The sequence below is a fragment of the Symbiobacterium thermophilum IAM 14863 genome (assembly GCF_000009905.1).
Taxonomy (GTDB): Bacteria; Bacillota; Sulfobacillia; order Symbiobacteriales; family Symbiobacteriaceae; genus Symbiobacterium; species Symbiobacterium thermophilum.
The window spans coordinates 2261789-2277048 of the sequence record NC_006177.1 but is presented as its reverse complement, the minus strand read 5'-3'; the positions used below and the strand labels follow the sequence as shown (position 1 = coordinate 2277048).

10 protein-coding genes and 2 tRNA genes are annotated in these 15260 nt (G+C 71.4%); 7 read left to right on the top strand and 5 right to left on the bottom strand.

Annotated elements, in window-relative coordinates; translation table 11 throughout:
• Positions 1 to 133: 133 nt before the first annotated feature.
• From STH_RS10690 to STH_RS10675, 4 genes are all read left to right on the top strand, one after another.
• Positions 134 to 799 (top strand): hypothetical protein, encoded by a 666-nt coding sequence (locus STH_RS10690; RefSeq protein ID WP_043713913.1) that lies wholly within the window; start codon positions 134 to 136, stop codon positions 797 to 799.
• 107 nt (positions 800 to 906) lie between these two features.
• A tRNA-Ile gene (locus tag STH_RS10685) sits at positions 907 to 983 on the top strand.
• Positions 984 to 988: 5 nt separating this feature from the next.
• A tRNA-Cys gene (locus STH_RS10680) sits at positions 989 to 1063 on the top strand.
• Between the two features lie 433 nt (positions 1064 to 1496).
• The gene (locus STH_RS10675) at positions 1497 to 2015 is read left to right on the top strand and encodes a hypothetical protein (protein ID WP_043713912.1); all 519 of its coding nucleotides are present in this window, start codon (positions 1497 to 1499) and stop codon (positions 2013 to 2015) included.
• Here the strand turns inward: STH_RS10675 and STH_RS10670 are convergent.
• On the bottom strand, positions 1955 to 4498 hold the full coding sequence (locus STH_RS10670; RefSeq protein ID WP_050742236.1) for a PBP1A family penicillin-binding protein: 2544 nt from the start codon (positions 4496 to 4498) through the stop codon (positions 1955 to 1957). The two genes, STH_RS10675 and STH_RS10670, sit on opposite strands and share 61 nt — an antisense overlap.
• 243 nt (positions 4499 to 4741) lie before the next feature.
• Positions 4742 to 5647 (bottom strand): histidine phosphatase family protein, encoded by a 906-nt coding sequence (locus STH_RS17325; RefSeq protein WP_011196251.1) that lies wholly within the window; start codon positions 5645 to 5647, stop codon positions 4742 to 4744.
• 169 nt (positions 5648 to 5816) lie between these two features.
• Between STH_RS17325 and STH_RS10660 the strand changes: the two genes are divergently transcribed.
• Complete coding sequence (locus tag STH_RS10660) at positions 5817 to 6755, top strand: alpha/beta hydrolase (protein WP_011196250.1); 939 nt, start codon at positions 5817 to 5819, stop codon at positions 6753 to 6755.
• Between the two features lie 149 nt (positions 6756 to 6904).
• Here the strand turns inward: STH_RS10660 and STH_RS10655 are convergent, their stop codons facing one another.
• The gene (locus STH_RS10655; protein WP_011196249.1) at positions 6905 to 7444 is read right to left on the bottom strand and encodes an ECF transporter S component; all 540 of its coding nucleotides are present in this window, start codon (positions 7442 to 7444) and stop codon (positions 6905 to 6907) included.
• Positions 7445 to 7483: 39 nt separating this feature from the next.
• Positions 7484 to 8767 (bottom strand): GTPase HflX, encoded by a 1284-nt coding sequence (gene hflX, locus STH_RS10650; RefSeq protein ID WP_043713911.1) that lies wholly within the window; start codon positions 8765 to 8767, stop codon positions 7484 to 7486.
• A gap of 393 nt (positions 8768 to 9160) precedes the next feature.
• Between hflX and STH_RS19025 the strand changes: the two genes are divergently transcribed.
• Together STH_RS19025 and tkt are read left to right on the top strand one after the other, a co-directional pair.
• Entirely contained in the window at positions 9161 to 11719 is a 2559-nt protein-coding gene (locus tag STH_RS19025) for a TPM domain-containing protein (protein ID WP_043713910.1), read from the top strand.
• 127 nt (positions 11720 to 11846) lie between these two features.
• The gene (gene tkt, locus STH_RS10640; protein WP_043715642.1) at positions 11847 to 13859 is read left to right on the top strand and encodes a transketolase; all 2013 of its coding nucleotides are present in this window, start codon (positions 11847 to 11849) and stop codon (positions 13857 to 13859) included.
• Between the two features lie 377 nt (positions 13860 to 14236).
• On the opposite strand, the gene STH_RS10635 is transcribed toward tkt, so the two are convergent.
• On the bottom strand, positions 14237 to 15223 hold the full coding sequence (locus STH_RS10635) for a sodium:calcium antiporter (protein ID WP_043713909.1): 987 nt from the start codon (positions 15221 to 15223) through the stop codon (positions 14237 to 14239).
• Positions 15224 to 15260: the final 37 nt, after the last annotated feature.

The window sequence follows — 15260 nt, the reverse complement described above, 5'->3', positions numbered from 1 at the left end:
GGCGGCCCTAGTCTCCCGGGCGGGCGCGTCCGGTCGAAATACCGGCAGGGCCGGTTTGACACCGCCCTCGCGGCAAGCTAACATCCAAAGCATAAGGATCAGAAATGCCTGTGGGGAGAGGGGAGTCCTGCAGATGATGACCATCGCCAACTCGGTCCTGGTCGTGCTGTCGCTGCTGCTGGGCGGGCGGCTCCTGATGCACTACCGGAACAAGCCGCGGCCGCATTCCCTGTGGTACGGGGTCGGCCTCATCCTCATCGCCTGCGCCGCCCTGCCGGAACTGGTCTACGAGCTCACCGGCCAGGTGCCGGCGGTGCTCTGGTGGCTCTACTGGTCTTCGGCCAGCAGCTGCGTCGCGTTTCTCAGCGTCGGCAGCGCGTACCTGATCTCGCAGAAGTTCGGCAAGGGCGCCCTGGTCACGGCGGCCGTGACCACCGCCTGGGTGGTGGCGGCGACCCTGCTCACCGGCGGCATGGGTCCTGCCGTTCTGTCCAGCGAGGCCTTCCGCTCTGCGCCGACGGGGGCCATCAAGCTGCCTTTCCTGCTGCAGAACATCTGCGGCGCCATGCTCATCCTGGTGACCGCCATCATGTCGTTCGTGCGCACGAGGGCGCCGTTTGCCCTGCTTATCGCGGGCGGCGTGTTCATGTTCGCCAGCGGCGGCGCCTCGGCCGGCCTGCTGGAGTTCTCCCAGATCTTCGCCTTCACGCAGACGGCCGGCATCCTGCTGCTGTATGCCGGCGTGTCGCTCTCGCTCCGGCCGCGCCAGCGCCCGCAGCACCAGTCCGTGTCCGGCTAGTGAAAGTTATTGCTGGCGAAAATTCCTGGGTTGTAATGTGACGGCACATCGGGTATCATAAATACCTGCGAATGGGATCGGCCCCGCCGCACAGGCGGGGCCGAACTGCGAGGGTAGCTCAGTGGGCCAGAGCACTCGGCTGATAACCGAGAGGTCCCGGGTTCGAATCCCGGCCCTCGCACCAGATCCGGTGGGTTGGCGAAGGGGTAACGCGGCGGTCTGCAAAACCGTTATCCGTGGGTTCGAATCCCACACCCACCTCCAAACGGAAGGCAGGGAACCGGCCTGTCGCAGAGGCCGGGGCGGCGCGGTGCAGGGCACCGCGCCTTGCGCATTGCCGTCCGGCCCATCAGGCCCGAGACACGGGGACATCAGGAGGCGCCGCACCGGCGGCGGCCTTTTTCGCGTTACGCGCCGGTCGGGGATGCCCCGGCGGAACCGTGCACAACTAGGAAGGGGTGTACCTTTCAAAGACCCAAATTCTTCGACAACGGGCCGGGAAGGGGGGCACGATGCGCCGGGGCCGGCTCGGCATCCTGCTCGCATGCGTCCTGCTGCGGGCGGCAGCCCCCTTCGGCCTGTCCGCCGCGGGGTCGTCCAGATGCGCCAACCGCCGCGGCGCGGTTTGACGGCGGATCTGCCGGAACGATAGAACAGACGCACTTGCCGTACCAAATGCAAGGGAGAGGTGGGTGGCGTGCGGAAGCGGTGGCTCGGGGTGGGGCTGCTCGTCGCCATGGCGGCGATCGCGGGGGTGCCCCGGCTGCCGGATGGCCTGTCGCCTCCGGCCGACAGGCCGGCGGTGGATCAGGCGGAGGCGGACAGGGTGACGCTCGACGTGAACGAGCTCATCGCACGCGCGGCCGGCGAAGGCCCGGTGCACGAGGCGCCGGCCGGGGGAGCGGGCACTGTCCGTGTCTGCATCCGGGAGGAAGCGGACGGAAGGCGCAAAGCGGTGGTCGACCTGACCGAGGCGCCCTGGGTGGTTCCCGCCGTGGACCCGTACGCCCTGACTGAACTGGGGCTGGATTCCGTGGTGGAGTTCATCCTGTGGAAGGCGGAGGGAGCAAGCGGCAGGCTGGGTCGCCCGGCGCCTCCGCCCCGCCCGGGTGGGGTTGCAGGGTCAGCGGCAAGCCGTCATCCGCGGGGCTGGGCCTATCCTTCGGCGGGTGGGCTGCCACCCTCCGGTTCGTCGGGTTCACCCTGCGCAGGGTGACCGTCGTCCCGCTCCGGTGCGTCAGGTTCACCCTCGGCGGGGCGGCCACCGTTCCCCGGGTCCGCGGGTCCGCCCCCGACAGGTTCACCGTCCTCGCCCGGCAGCGCCGGCCCCCCGTCGTCGCCGGGCCCACCGCCGTCGTCGGGCTCCCGTTCGTCGCCCGGCTCAGCGCCGTCGCCGGGGCCCTGGCCGCCGGGCTCCTCCAGCGTGACCTCCACGGCAACCGGCGCCGAGGGCTCGCCGACGGTCCCCGTCGCTGCATCGACGGCGGCGACCCGGTAGTAGTAAGTGCCCGGCTGCGTCAGCACGTCCAGGTAGGGGGAAGAGGCCACGGTGGCGAGGGTGTGCGCGTCGTCCGCCGGCACGTCGGCGTCGGTCCCCCGCAGGACCAGGAACCGGAGGTTCTCCGTCGGGACATCGCCGCCCTCGGCCTGCCACGCCAGGTTCACCGAGCCGGGCTGCGGCCCGGGCGCGGCGGTCAGCCCGGCGATGCGCGGCAGGGCGGGCGGGGTCGGTTCCGCTGGCCCGGCCGGCTCCTCCGGCCCGGCGGGCGGCGCCGGCATCTGCACCACCACGGGCGGGCCGCCGCCGGGGCCGGGGAAGTCCAGCACCGGCCTGCCCGCCAGCGCTGCGCCCACCACCTGCCGCCACAGCAGGGTGGGGTAGGTGGAGCCGTTCACGTCCGGGGGCAGGTAGTGCTCCGGATCCACCCGGTCATAGCCGACCCAGACGCAGGCCACCACGTCGGGCGTGTAGCCGACGAACCAGGCCGCGCTGTTGCCGGAGAGCCCCTCGAAGGCCGGGTCCGGCGGCAGTTCCACGGAGCCGGTCTTGCCCGCCATCGGCCGGCCGATCAGGGCGCCGGTGCCGGTTCCCTGCGTGACCACCGTCTGCAGGATGTCGGTGACTGCGTGCGCGGTTTCAGGGCGCATGGCCCGCCGCACGGCCGCGGACCGTCCCTTCAGCTCGGCGCCGGTCGCCATCACGCGGGTGATGGTGTGGGGTTCCCGGTAGGTCCCGCCGTTGGCGAACGCCTGGTACGCCCCCGCCATCTCCAGGGGGCTCACCCCGTCGGCCATGGCCCCCAGTGCCAGGGTCAGGTCGCGGTCGGCCTCGGCGAAGCGGATGCCCAGCCGCTCCGCGAACGCCTTGGCCCGCTCGACCCCGACCCGGTCCAGGAGCTGGACGGCCGGGATGTTCAGCGAGAGGCGGGCCGCCTCCCGCAGCGTCACCTCGCCCCGGAACCGGAAGTCCCAGTTCTGCGGCTGCCAGCCGTTGATGTCCAACGGTTCGTCCACGACGATGCTGTCCGGCGTCAGCCCCTCGTACTCGATGGCCGGCGCGTAGACGAGGACCGGCTTCAGGGTGGAGCCCGGGGAGATGCGGCCCCGGGTGGCCCGGTTCAGGCCGCCGCCGGGGGGGTACTCGCGGCCGCCCACCAGGGCCCGCACCTCGCCCGAGCGGGGGTCCACCGCCGCGAAGGCCGCCTCCACGCCGTCGGGGGTGTGGGCCGGGAAGATGCGGGCCGCCAGCCGCTCCTCGGCCGCCTGCTGCATCGCCGGGTCCAGGCCGGTGTGGATCTCCAGCCCCATCAGCGCCACGACCTGGGGATCCAGTCCGTACCGTTCCAACAGCTCCGCCCGGACCTCGTCCATGTACCAGGGAAAGGGGTTGTTCAGCTCCAGTTCGCCCTGCACCACGTTGAGCGGCCGGGCCTTCTCGGCGTCCGCCTCCTCGGGCGTCAGATATCCGGCCGCGACCATCCGGTCCAGCACCAGGTCCCGCCGCTCCCGGGCGGCCTCGGGGTCCCGCAGCGGGCTGAAGCTTTCCGGGGCGGGGGCGATGCCCGCCAGCGTCGCCGCCTCGCCGAGGGTCAGATCCCTTGCGTCTTTGTTGAAGTAAATCTGGGCGGCGGCGCCGACGCCATAGGTGCCGTGGCCCATGTAGAGCTGGTTCAGGTACAGGCTCAGGATCTCGTCCTTCTCGTACCGGGTCTCCAGCAGCAGGGCCAGCACGGCCTCCTGCACCTTGCGGGTCAGGGTCTGGCGCGGGGTGAGGAAGGTGTTCTTCACCACCTGCTGGGTGATGGTGCTGCCGCCCTCGATGATGCTGCGCGCCCGGAGGTTGGTCAGCAGGGCCCGGGCGATACCCCGCAGGTCGACGCCGGGGTGCTGGTAGAAGCGCCTGTCCTCCGAGGCGACGAAGGCCCGGGGGAGGTACTCGGGCAGCTCGCCGAGGTCCACCGGCACCCGGTAGACGTCGCCGGTGAGCGGTCCGATCTCGCTGCCGTCGAAGGCGTAGACCATCGACGGCCGGCCGGGATGAAGCCCGGCGGCGGGCAGGGACGAGAAGAGGTATACGGCGGAGCCTGCGCAGTAGAGCAGCCAGGCGGCGACCAGCAGGGTTACGCCCTGGACCGCCCGGCGCAGCCAGAGCCTGGTCTTTCTCGGCCGTCTCTGCCGTGCGTTGGAGGCACGCGGCATGGGCTCCACCTCCTTAACGTTAAATTGCATGTCGATTATTGTAACCGAGCCGTGAAGGGTTCCCGCGTGGCAATCTCTCTCGCCCCTGGGTCGCGGCGCCAGGAGCAGCCGGCTGCCGGCCGCCCGGGACGCGCAGAACCCCGGAGCGCTCCGGGGTTCTTTGCTTACGCTCTGCAGGCTCCGGTGCACAAGCTCCGGCTGTTAGACGCCGGTGCGCGCCCGGAGGTTCTGAGGCTCCTTCGATCAGGCGCCGGTGGCCTCGCCCGTCTCGCCGGCCCCGCCGGCGATCAGCTCGAACCGGACCTCGGGATACCGCTCCGCGATCCGCCGTTGCAGCACCGCCCCCACCCGTTCGTAGCCGGGGGCGGTGTAGAGGAGGTCGATGTAGCCGTACCGGACCCGGTCGGTGAAGGCGCGGACGTAGCCCACCAGCCGGTCGTCCACCCAGGCGGCGTCGACGGCCGAGGCGTTGCGCACCATGAGCGCCGCCTTCTCCGGCGGCAGCGCCACGCCGGGCAGCCCTTCCCGCTGGACGTGGTGGGCCAGGCGGGTCCGGACGCCGTCGTACTCCACCCCGTCGACCAGGAGGTGCCGGTAGTCGTGCTGCCCCGCGGGCCGGAACCCCTGGCCGTCCCAGACCACCGGGCTGATGCCGGTGTTGCGGAAGTTCACCGGCTTCGTTCCCACCGTCTGCTGCAGGAAGCGGTTGAGCAGGGCCCCGTGGGAGACGACGACGATCCGCTGGCCGGGGTGGCGGCGGGCGATTTCCGTGAGAACGGCTTCCGCCCGCAGGCCCAGCGCTGCGTCGGACTCGACGCCGGGGATGTCGCTCAGGGCCACCCCGGGCCACAGGGCCTCCCGCTCGACGGCGGTCATGCCTTCCGCCGGGCCCATGCTTCGCTCCCGGAGCCGTTCGTCCGTGATCAGGGCATGGCCGGTCAGGCGGCAGATGGCCTCGGCCGTGGCACGGGCGCGGGCCAGGTCGCTGCTGTACACGGCGTCCCAGCGCTCCGTCGCCAGCCGCGCAGCGACCGCCCCGGCCTGTCGCTCCCCCTCGGCGTTCAGGGGAATATCCACCTGTCCCTGGGCGCGGCCGTCGTAGTTCCAGTCGGTCACACCGTGGCGCACAAGGGCGATGTAGGTCTTCACGCGGACGCTCCTTCCTCACGGGGTTGCACAATTCGAGTATAAACCCGAACACCGGGGCGGTCAAAGTCGGCGGATTCGCCCACGAATTGCCACTCCTTCCAGTGAATATCCATCTACCGGGCGTGTCCGAAGCCACGCCCCACGTCAGGACAGAAAGGGGAGGAGATTCATGCCGCTGGCCAGAGAAGCGGAGGCCTTCCTGAAGCAGCTCGCCGAAGCCGGTGGCCCGGCGCTCAACGAGCTGTCCCCCGCGGATGCCCGGAAGATGACCGAGCAGATGGCGGCGTTCGGCGGCGATGCCGAGCCGGTGGCCGGTGTGGTGGACCGGACCGTGCCGGGGCCCGCAGGGAAGATTCCCGTCCGCATTTACACGCCGGCGGGGGAGGGGCCGTTCCCGGTGCTGCTCTACTTCCACGGGGGCGGCTGGGTGCTCGGCAGCCCCGACACCGTGCACGCCACCTGCGCCCTGCTGGCCAACAGGGCCGGGGCCGTGGTGGTGTCGGTGGACTACCGGCTGGCGCCGGAGCACAAGTTCCCGGCGGCGGCGGAGGACTGCTACGCCGCGACCGTGTGGGTGGCCGAGAATGCCCGGACCATCGGCGGCGACCCGCGGCGCATCGCGGTGGCCGGTGACAGCGCCGGCGGCAACCTGGCGGCGGTGGTCTCACTCATGGCCCGGGACAAGGGCTATCCGGACCTGGCCTACCAGGTGCTAATCTACCCGGTGACCGATCACAACTTCGATACCCCGTCCTACCGGGAAAACGGGAACGACTACTTCCTGACCACGGCCATGATGCAGTGGTTCTGGGACCATTACATCCGGAGCGAGGCGGATGGCAGGGACTGGCGGGCCTCGCCCCTGCAGGCGGCCGACGTGTCCGGCCTGCCCCCGGCCTTCGTGATCACCGCCGAGTACGACCCGCTGCGGGACGAGGGGGAGGCGTACGCCCGCAAGCTGATCGAGGCCGGCAGCGCCGTCACCGTCAAGCGGTACCTCGGCCAGATCCACGGCTTCTGCACGCTGCTGGGCGCCATGCCCGCCGGCAGGCAGGCCTTGGAGGATGCGGCGGCCCACCTCCGCCTGGCCTTCGCCGCCCGTGAGTAGCGGCCCGGCGGAAAGGGGGCAGGGCCCCGTGGTACGAACAGGCGGCAGGTTGAGACGCAGACCCGGGGCCGCAAGGCCCCGGGTCGAGCTGTGTGCCGGTTCCGGGCCGGCGCGAGGCCGGCCCGATTCGCCGCCGGCGTCATCCGGCGTCATCTGCGGGGGGAACCCCGCATGGCCGGCTCCTCCTGCACCAGGCGCGCGATGCCCGCCACGACCGGCGGCACCAGGAGGAGCTGCAGCACGATCCCCGGCCAGGCGTTGAGGAAGGCGGCCGCAAGGAAGAGCTCCAGCGTGAGCGCCCCGGTCAGCGCGAAGGTCGCGGCCGCCCAGGCGATCCGCCCCGCGAGCATCGCGGCCACCAGGGACGCCAGCAGCGAGGCCGTGCTGCGGGGAAGGCGCGCCTGCAGGAGCCCCGTCACCGTCCCGTAGGTCGCGAGCTCGAAGGCCATTGCCACGGCGGTGGGGTACAGCGGCGGCATGCCGAAGGCCGCGCTGCGCAGCAGCGGGGCCAGGAAGCCCACCAGCAGCCCCTCGCGCCAGCCGCAGACGAAGCCGCAGATCAGGACCGGGAGGTGCATGGGCAGGAGCATCTGCCCAAACTGGGGGATCTGGCCGGTGAAGAAGGGCAGGATCAGCGCCAGGGCCAGGAATACGGCGGAGAGCGTGATCTGGTGCGGACGCCGGTTCATGGGGGGTCGCCTCGATTCTGGCTGGATTCGATGCCGTATCTACTCGTCCAGGGCCGCCCGCAGCCGGGCCGCGAGCCCCCTCTCCAACTCCACCGTGACGTAGGTTCCGTCCTCCCGGTGCTCCTCGGTCAGCACCCGTCCCCGCTCGTGCACCCACGACAGCCAGGCGGACCGGGCGTAGGGGATGACGACCTCCAGCACTTCCCGCCGCTCATGCAGGGCCTGCTGGATCGCCGCCTGCAGTCTGTCCAGGTTCCGGCCCAGCGCCGCGGCCACGGCCACGGCACCGGGGGTCTGGCGCATCAGGTGGTCCAGCTCGGCCGGGTCGACCCGGTCGATCTTATTGTAGACCACGAGGGTCGGCTTGTCGCCCGCCCCCAGCTCCTCCAGCACCCGGTGCACGGTGGCCATCTGTTCGGCCCGCTTGGGGTGGGAGGCGTCGACGACGTGCAGCAGCAGGTCCGCCTGGTTCACCTCTTCCAGGGTGGAGCGGAAGGCCGCCACCAGGTGGTGCGGGAGGTTGTGGATGAAGCCGACGGTGTCCACCAGCAGGTAGGGCTCGCCTTCGGCCGGCTGCACCCGGCGCGTCGTGGCGTCCAGGGTGGCGAACAGCCGGTCCTCCGCCAGCACGTCGGAGCCCGCGAGGACCCGGTGCAGGGTCGACTTGCCGGCGTTCGTGTAACCGGTGAGCGCCACCACCGGCACCGCCGACTCCCTGCGTTCGGCCCGCAGCCGCTCCCGGTGCGCCTTGATCTCCTCCAGCTCCCGCCGGAGCGCCGCCATCCGGTCCCGGATGCGCCGCCGGTCGACCTCCAGCTTGGTCTCGCCGGGGCCGCGGTTGAAGACGGTCCCCGCGGAGCCCGCCTGCCGGGACAGCTCGACGCCCTTGCCGGTGAGGCGCGGCAGCCGGTAGCCCAGCTGCGCCAGCTCCACCTGGAGCTTGGCCTCGCGGGTCCGGGCGCGGAGCGCGAAGATGTCCAGGATCACCGCGGTGCGGTCCAGCACCTGGCACTCGATGATCTTCTCCAGGTTGCGCTGCTGCACCGGGGTGAGCTCGTCGTCGAAGATGACGAAGTCGAAGTCCAGTTCCCGCCGCAGAAGCTCGATCTCCTCGGCCTTGCCCCGTCCGATGTAGGTGGCCACGTCGGGCGCGGGCCGGCTCTGCACCTCCCGGCCGACCACCGTCGCGCCGGCCGTGTCGACCAGCCGTTCCAGCTCATCCAGGGACTCGGCGGCGCTCCACCCGTCCCGGTAAGCCGACGGCAGCTCCAGCCCCACCAAGAAGGCCGTGGCCTGTCGGTTGCGCAGTTCCGTTTCGTTCATGAATGGCCACTCCTTGTCGTTGTTTCGGTTCAGCTCTCCGGGGCCTTCCCCGGTCGGGCCGACCCGGGCCGGGGCAGCGGCCTCAGCCACACAAAAAGGCCGCAGCCCCACCAGGGCCGCGGCCGCGTTGCCTTCCGTGACCAGGCACCGCTACCGAGGGCACGCCGGAGAGGGCTTGTGCATGCGGATCACGCCGGGCAGGCGCTTCTCGATCCCGATCATGACTGTCCCTCCTCCGTGAAGACTGCGTCTATTGTACCTCCCGGCCCGAAGGGAAGTCAACGCAACCGGCGCCCGGGCCGCCGAACCTTCTGCGCGCTCTGCAAACTCTCTTAGACGCGCAGGTGCGTCGGCGGCACCCGGCGAATGACTTCGGGATGAGGAGGCGACCGCATGGTGAAGCGATCTGTGCGTTCCGTTCCCGCCCTGATCCTGTCCCTGCTGGCAGCACTGCTGTGGGTCGCGGCGCCGGCGGTGGCGGCCACGAGTTCCGGCGGCGTGGTGGACGACCGGGCCGGGATCTTCTCCGCCGCCGAGCTGGAGCGGCTGGAGAACGACCTGACGGGCCGCCGCTTCGGCTTCCGGGTGATCATCCTGGAGGAGGCGTTCGCCGGGGCGGAACCGGTCGATGCCGAGGCCCGGTTCCAGGCGATGGCTGATGAACTGCTGGCCGACGTGCCCCGGGATGCCGTACTGATCACCATCGCGATGGAGGAGGGGCTGGTCGACTTCCGGGTCTGGAGGGACGGCGCCGTGCAGTCCGCCTTCCGGGAGGCGACGGGGCGCGCATTTGAGCGTTCGGTGGAACAGATCATGGACGCCTTTGTGCCGCCGGCGGCGGAGGGCGACATCGCCGGTGCCATCGTGGCGGCCGCGGACCGGATCGAATCGCTGGCCGCGGCGCCCGCGGCCCAGCCCTTGCCCGCCACCGGCGGTTCCGGCGCGGGGCGGCCTTCGCCCGGCCCCCGCGGCTCCGGCGTGGCGCAGCCCGGTGCGGGCGGCGCCGCTGCCCGCACGTCCGCACCGGGCCGCATCGGAGCCGTGCTTGCCGGGCTGGCCGCGCTGATCGCGGCCGTGGTGGAGCTGGCGCTCTTCCTGCAGTACCGTCGGACACACCGCAAGTGCCTGGAGCTCCGGAACAGCTTCGTGTCGGACCTGGTGAAGATGCACGAGCAGGACCTGCCGCTGGCCCGCAACTACGACGGGGAGGAGACCCGCGGCCACGTGACGGCGGCCGCCGCCGCATCCGACCGGGCCTTCGACGCTTACCGGGCCGGCAGTGAGAAGCTGGCCGAAGCCGCCAGGCTGGCACGCCGCTGGCGCTTCGGCGCCGGCACCCGGGCCCTGGACGAGGTGTACAGGGCCTTCCAGCAGGCCGCGGCCGCCAACCGGGAGGCCCAGGAGGCCTACGCGCCCGTCTCGGCGGCGATCCTCGGCTGGGACGGCGCGGTCGGCGAGACCGGGGCCAGGCGGGAGGCGGCCGAGCGGACCCTGGCCGATCTGCAGGACCAGACCGGCTGGGAGTTTCCGGCCCTGCGGGAACGGATGGACGCGGCCGCCCGGCTGCAGCAGGCGGCCGAGGCCGCCCGGGGCAAGGACCCGGTTCGGGCGCTGCGGATCATGCGGGAGGCGGGGGAGACCTTCGCGGCGATCGGTGCGGACCTGACCCGGCTCAGCGGGCTGCGGGAGGCCTGCGCGGCCCAGCGGCGGGACGCCGATCAGGCCCGGGCGGAGATCGAGCAGGCCCGGGTGGGGCTCGGATTGCGGTTTGTGGAGGAGGACCCGGTCCAGGCGCTGGAGCGGGCGTTGCAGGAGCAGGCCCGGGCTGGGGAGCGGATGGCCCGGGGAGAGGTGGACGGCGCCGAGCAAGCGCTGGCCGGCGGTCAGGCGGCGCTGGACGAGGCCCGGGCGATCCTCGCCCGGTACCGGGAGGCCGTGGAACAGTATCCCGGGAAGCGGCAGGCCCTGGTGGAGGGGGCCGGTTGGCTGGCCGCGCAGCAGGGGCCGGCCCGGAACGTGCTGGATCAGCTGGCCGCCCGCTACGCCCCGGAGGACTGGGCAGATGTCCGCGACCTGCCCGCGGCCTTGGCGGACCTGGAGCGGCGGGCGCAGGCGGACCTGGCGGAGGCGGAGCGTTTTGTGCGGCCGGAGGTGCAGCGGCACCTGCAGGCTTACCGGCTGCTGAACGAACGGCTGGCGGAGCTGGCGGCCCTGCGGGAGCGGGCGGCGCTGCTGACGACCCTTCCCGACCGGCTGGCCGCCGCGGGGGAGGCGGCGCGGGAGAAGCTCACCCGGGCCGAGCGGGAGTGGGCGGCGGCGAGGGAGCTGGTCTCCCGCGAGGGGCTCGCCCTGCCCCGGGACGCCGCCGAGCGGGCCGATCGGATCGAGGTGGCGCTGGACCGTGCGCGCCGCCTGCTGGAAGAGCGGCCTCTGGCCGTGAGCCGGGCGGGCCGGGAGGCCGCCGCCGCGCTGGAGCTGGCGGGCGGCCTGCGCCAGGCCGTCGCGGAACTGGCCCGGAGGGCGGGAGAGGCGCGGGCGCGCCTCCGGCAGGCCCGGGCCGAGGCAACCGCCGCGCTGGTCCACAGCCGGTTCAACCCGGGCGCGGCCGCGGCCCTGCAGCGGGCTCTGGACGCCGGTGAGCAGGCGATGGCTGCCGGCCGGTACGACCAGGCCGTGGCGGAAGCGGAGTCCGCGCTGCGCAGCGCCCGGGCCTTGGTGGCGGCCTACCAGCGCCACAAGGCCGAGGAGCGGCGCCGGCAGATGGCGATGGCGGCGGCCGCGGCGCAGGCCATGCGGCGCGCCAGCGAACCCCGCGGGCACTTCAGGCCCGGTCCCGGCGGTCGCGGCTCGGGCGGCGGAGGAGGCTTCGGCGGCGGTCCCCGGGGCTCCGGCGGCGGCGGCCGCTTCGGCGGCGGTGGCCGCGGTTCCGGCGGCGGCGGAAGGTGGAAGTAGCGATCGCGCATCCTACGGGGGAAGCTAAACCGGCTTCCCCTCGTACGCGGTTTGGTGGTAAGGTAATGAAGGTAGATGGATCGACCGTCCAGGTAAGGAGGTTTTCTTCACCGTGCGAGTTGCCAGTCTGAACCCGCAATTGCGCCAGAACGTTGTCAACACCATCAAGATGCTCGCGGTGGACGCGGTGGAGAAGGCCAAGTCCGGTCACCCCGGGGCTCCGATGGGATGCGCCGACATGGCCTTCGTGCTTTGGACCCAGTTCCTGCGCTTCGACCCGGAGAATCCGGAGTGGCCCAATCGCGACCGCTTCATCCTCTCCAACGGTCACGGCTCCATGTTGCTGTACTCCCTGCTGCACCTGTCCGGCTACGACCTGGACATGGAGCAGATCCAGTCCTTCCGGCAGTGGGGCAGCCGGACGCCCGGTCACCCCGAGTACGGCCACACCCCCGGCGTGGAAGTGACGACCGGTCCCCTGGGCCAGGGCATCGCCCACGCGGTGGGGATGGCGGCGGCCGCCGAGATGCTGGCCGCCCGGGTGAACACCGACGACTTCCGGCCCGTTGACCACTACATCTACGGCATCTGCGGGGACGGCGACCTGATGGAAGGGGTCGTGGCCGAGGCCGCCGCGCTGGCGGGCCAGTGGAAGCTCGGCCGGCTGATCTTCCTGTACGACGACAACGAGATCTCCATCGAGGGCAACACCGACATCGCTTTCTCGGAGGACGTGGCGAAGCGGTTCGAGTCCTACGGCTGGCACGTCGACCGGTGCGACGGCCACGACCACCTGGCGATCGCGGCGGCCATCGAGCGGGCGCGGGCGGTCACCGACAAGCCCTCGCTGATCATCTGCCGGACGGTCCTCGGCCACGGCTCGCCCAACAAGGCCGGCAAGGCCGTCGCCCACGGGGCGCCGCTGGGGCCGGAGGAGACCCGGCTGACCAAGGAGGCCCTGGGCTGGCCGCAGGAGCCCGCCTTCTACGTGCCCGACGAGGTGCGGCAGTTCTTCGCGGAACTGAAGGCGGAGAAGCAGGCGGAGGCCCGCCGCTGGCAGGAGCAGTTTGACGCCTGGCGGCAGGCCAACCCCGAGAAGGCGCAGCTCTGGGACCAGCACAAGAACCTCATGGTCCCCGCCGATCTGGACGCCCAGCTGGTGGAGGCGGCGAGGAGCGAGAAGCCGCTGGCCACCCGCAAGTACTCCGAGATGGTCATCCAGCGGGCGGCGGCCCTGGTCCCCAGCCTGGTGGGCGGCTCGGCCGACCTGGCGGAGTCCAACCTGACCACCATCAAGGGCGGCGGCGACGTCGGCCCGGCGTGCCGGATCGATGAGTACGACTTCTCCTGGTCCGGGCGCAACTTCCATTTCGGCGTGCGGGAGCACGCGATGGGCTCCATCGTCAACGGAGTGGTGCTCTACGGCGGCTTCCGGGCCTACGGCGCGACCTTCCTGGTCTTCTCCGACTACATGCGCCCGCCGATCCGCCTGGCGGCGCTGATGCAGGTGCCGTCGATCTTCGTCTTCACCCACGACTCCTTCTTCCTGGGCGAGGACGGCCCGACGCACCAGCCGGTGGAGCACCTCTGGTCGCTGCGGATGATCCCGCACGTCACCGTGTTCCGGCCTGCCGACGGCCTGGAGACGGCCATGGCCTGGGCCTACGCCCTCATGGAGGCGAAGGAGCCGACGATCCTGGCCCTCACCCGGCAGAACGTGCCGCATCTGGAGCGGCCGGCGGGCTTTGCGATCCGTGACGTGTGGAAGGGCGGCTACGTGGTCTCTGACGCCGCGAACCCGGTCGCGACGCTGATCGCCACCGGCTCGGAGGTGGGGCTGGCCGTCGAGGCGCAGAAGCTTCTGGCCGAGCGGGGGATCGCCGTCCGGGTGGTCTCGATGCCCTCGGTGGAGCTCTTCCTGCGCCAGCCCCGGGAGTATCAGGAGCAGGTCCTGGTGGGCCGGCTGGCCGCCATCGAGGCGGGCCGGACCGACGGCTGGTACCGGATCATCGGCCGGGACGGCCTGGCCATCGGCCACGAGGATTTCGGTGCCTCCGCCCCCGCCGGCGTCCTGGCGGAGAAGTTCGGGTTCACCCCGGCGCAGGTCGCGGCGCGGGTGGTGGAGTGGCTCGAGGGGTAGCGCGTTAAGATGCCCTGGGCAGCGGGGCTCGGCGCCCAGGCCGCCCCTGAAGAGATATGGGCTCCTCGGCAGACGGGCGTGCTCGCTGCGCCCGCGCCGTCTGCCTGCGGAGCCTGAACGAAGCGGCCTGGAGTACGAGTACAGGGCGTACCGCGCACTGGGCAGGACCGAGAAGGCACGGCTGCTGCACGCGTGGCTGGACGCGCGCCGATGAGGCCGGGTCCGGGGGGCTTTGAGCGTATCCGACCGACACGCACTCCGCACTGCGCTCCCGGACGCCGTTCGCTCCGCTGATCCGTACGCGGTCCGCCGTTCTGATCCATATGCGAAACGAAACCCCCGGCCCGCCATGGGCCGGGGGTCTGCTGCTCTGGTGGTCAGCCTGCCTGGTAGATCATGCGGAGGCCGACCAGGTAGACGGCCAGGATCAGCCACATGTCCCACGAGAACTTGAACTTGCCCTCCCGCCGGGGCAGGGTCAGCGATACGATCACGATGCCGGAGAGCACCAGCCCCACCAGGGCGGAGACCGCCTGGCCCGTGGTGCCGGTGGAGAGGATGGGGGTGCTGCCGGGCTGGAGCAGGTCGCTGACGATCAGGATGACCATGTTGAAGATGTTGCTGCCCAGGACGTTGCCCACCAGCAGGTCATAGGCGCCCATGCGGGCGGTGAAGATGGACACCGTGAGTTCGGGCAGGGAGGTGGAGGCGGCGAGCAGGGTGCTGCCGATGAAGGTCTGGCCGAGACCGGTGATGACCGCGATCTCGTCTGCGGCCTTGCTCAGGAACCAGCCCGCCACCAGGATGGCCGCGGCGGAGGCCGCAAACTTCAGCCAGAGGACGGTCAGGGAGGTGGTGGGTTCGGCATCCCGGGCCTGGGTGGCCGCTGCCACCTCGGGCTCCTGTTCGGCTCCGGGCAGCATGCGCATGATGACAATGTAGAGCACCGCGATCAGCCACGTGTCGAGGCCGGCGCCGAGGAATGCATAGGGCTGCGGTGCGAGGATGCTGAGCGCGGCAATGCCGCTCAGCAGCATGCCGGTCGCCGCGGTGGTGATGTGCGTGGGCGATACGTTGGATAGGATGTGGCGCGTGGCAAAGATCTGGCCGACGACCAGCAGGATCATGTTAAAGATGTTGCTGCCGAACACGTTGCCCAGGGCCAGGTTGCCCGATCCCATGAACGCCGCGGAGCCGGAGGCCGCGACCTCCGGAAGGGAGGTGGCGCCGGCGAGGAGGAGCGAGCCGATAAACGCCCGACCGAGCCCGGTCCGCTCCGCCAGCTCGTCTGATGCGTTGGAGATGGCCCGTCCCGCGACGATGATCACGGCGGCGCAGATGGCGAATATCAGCCAGGGGTTCATCCACAATCACATCCTCTGTCGAGTGTTGAGCGCTGGA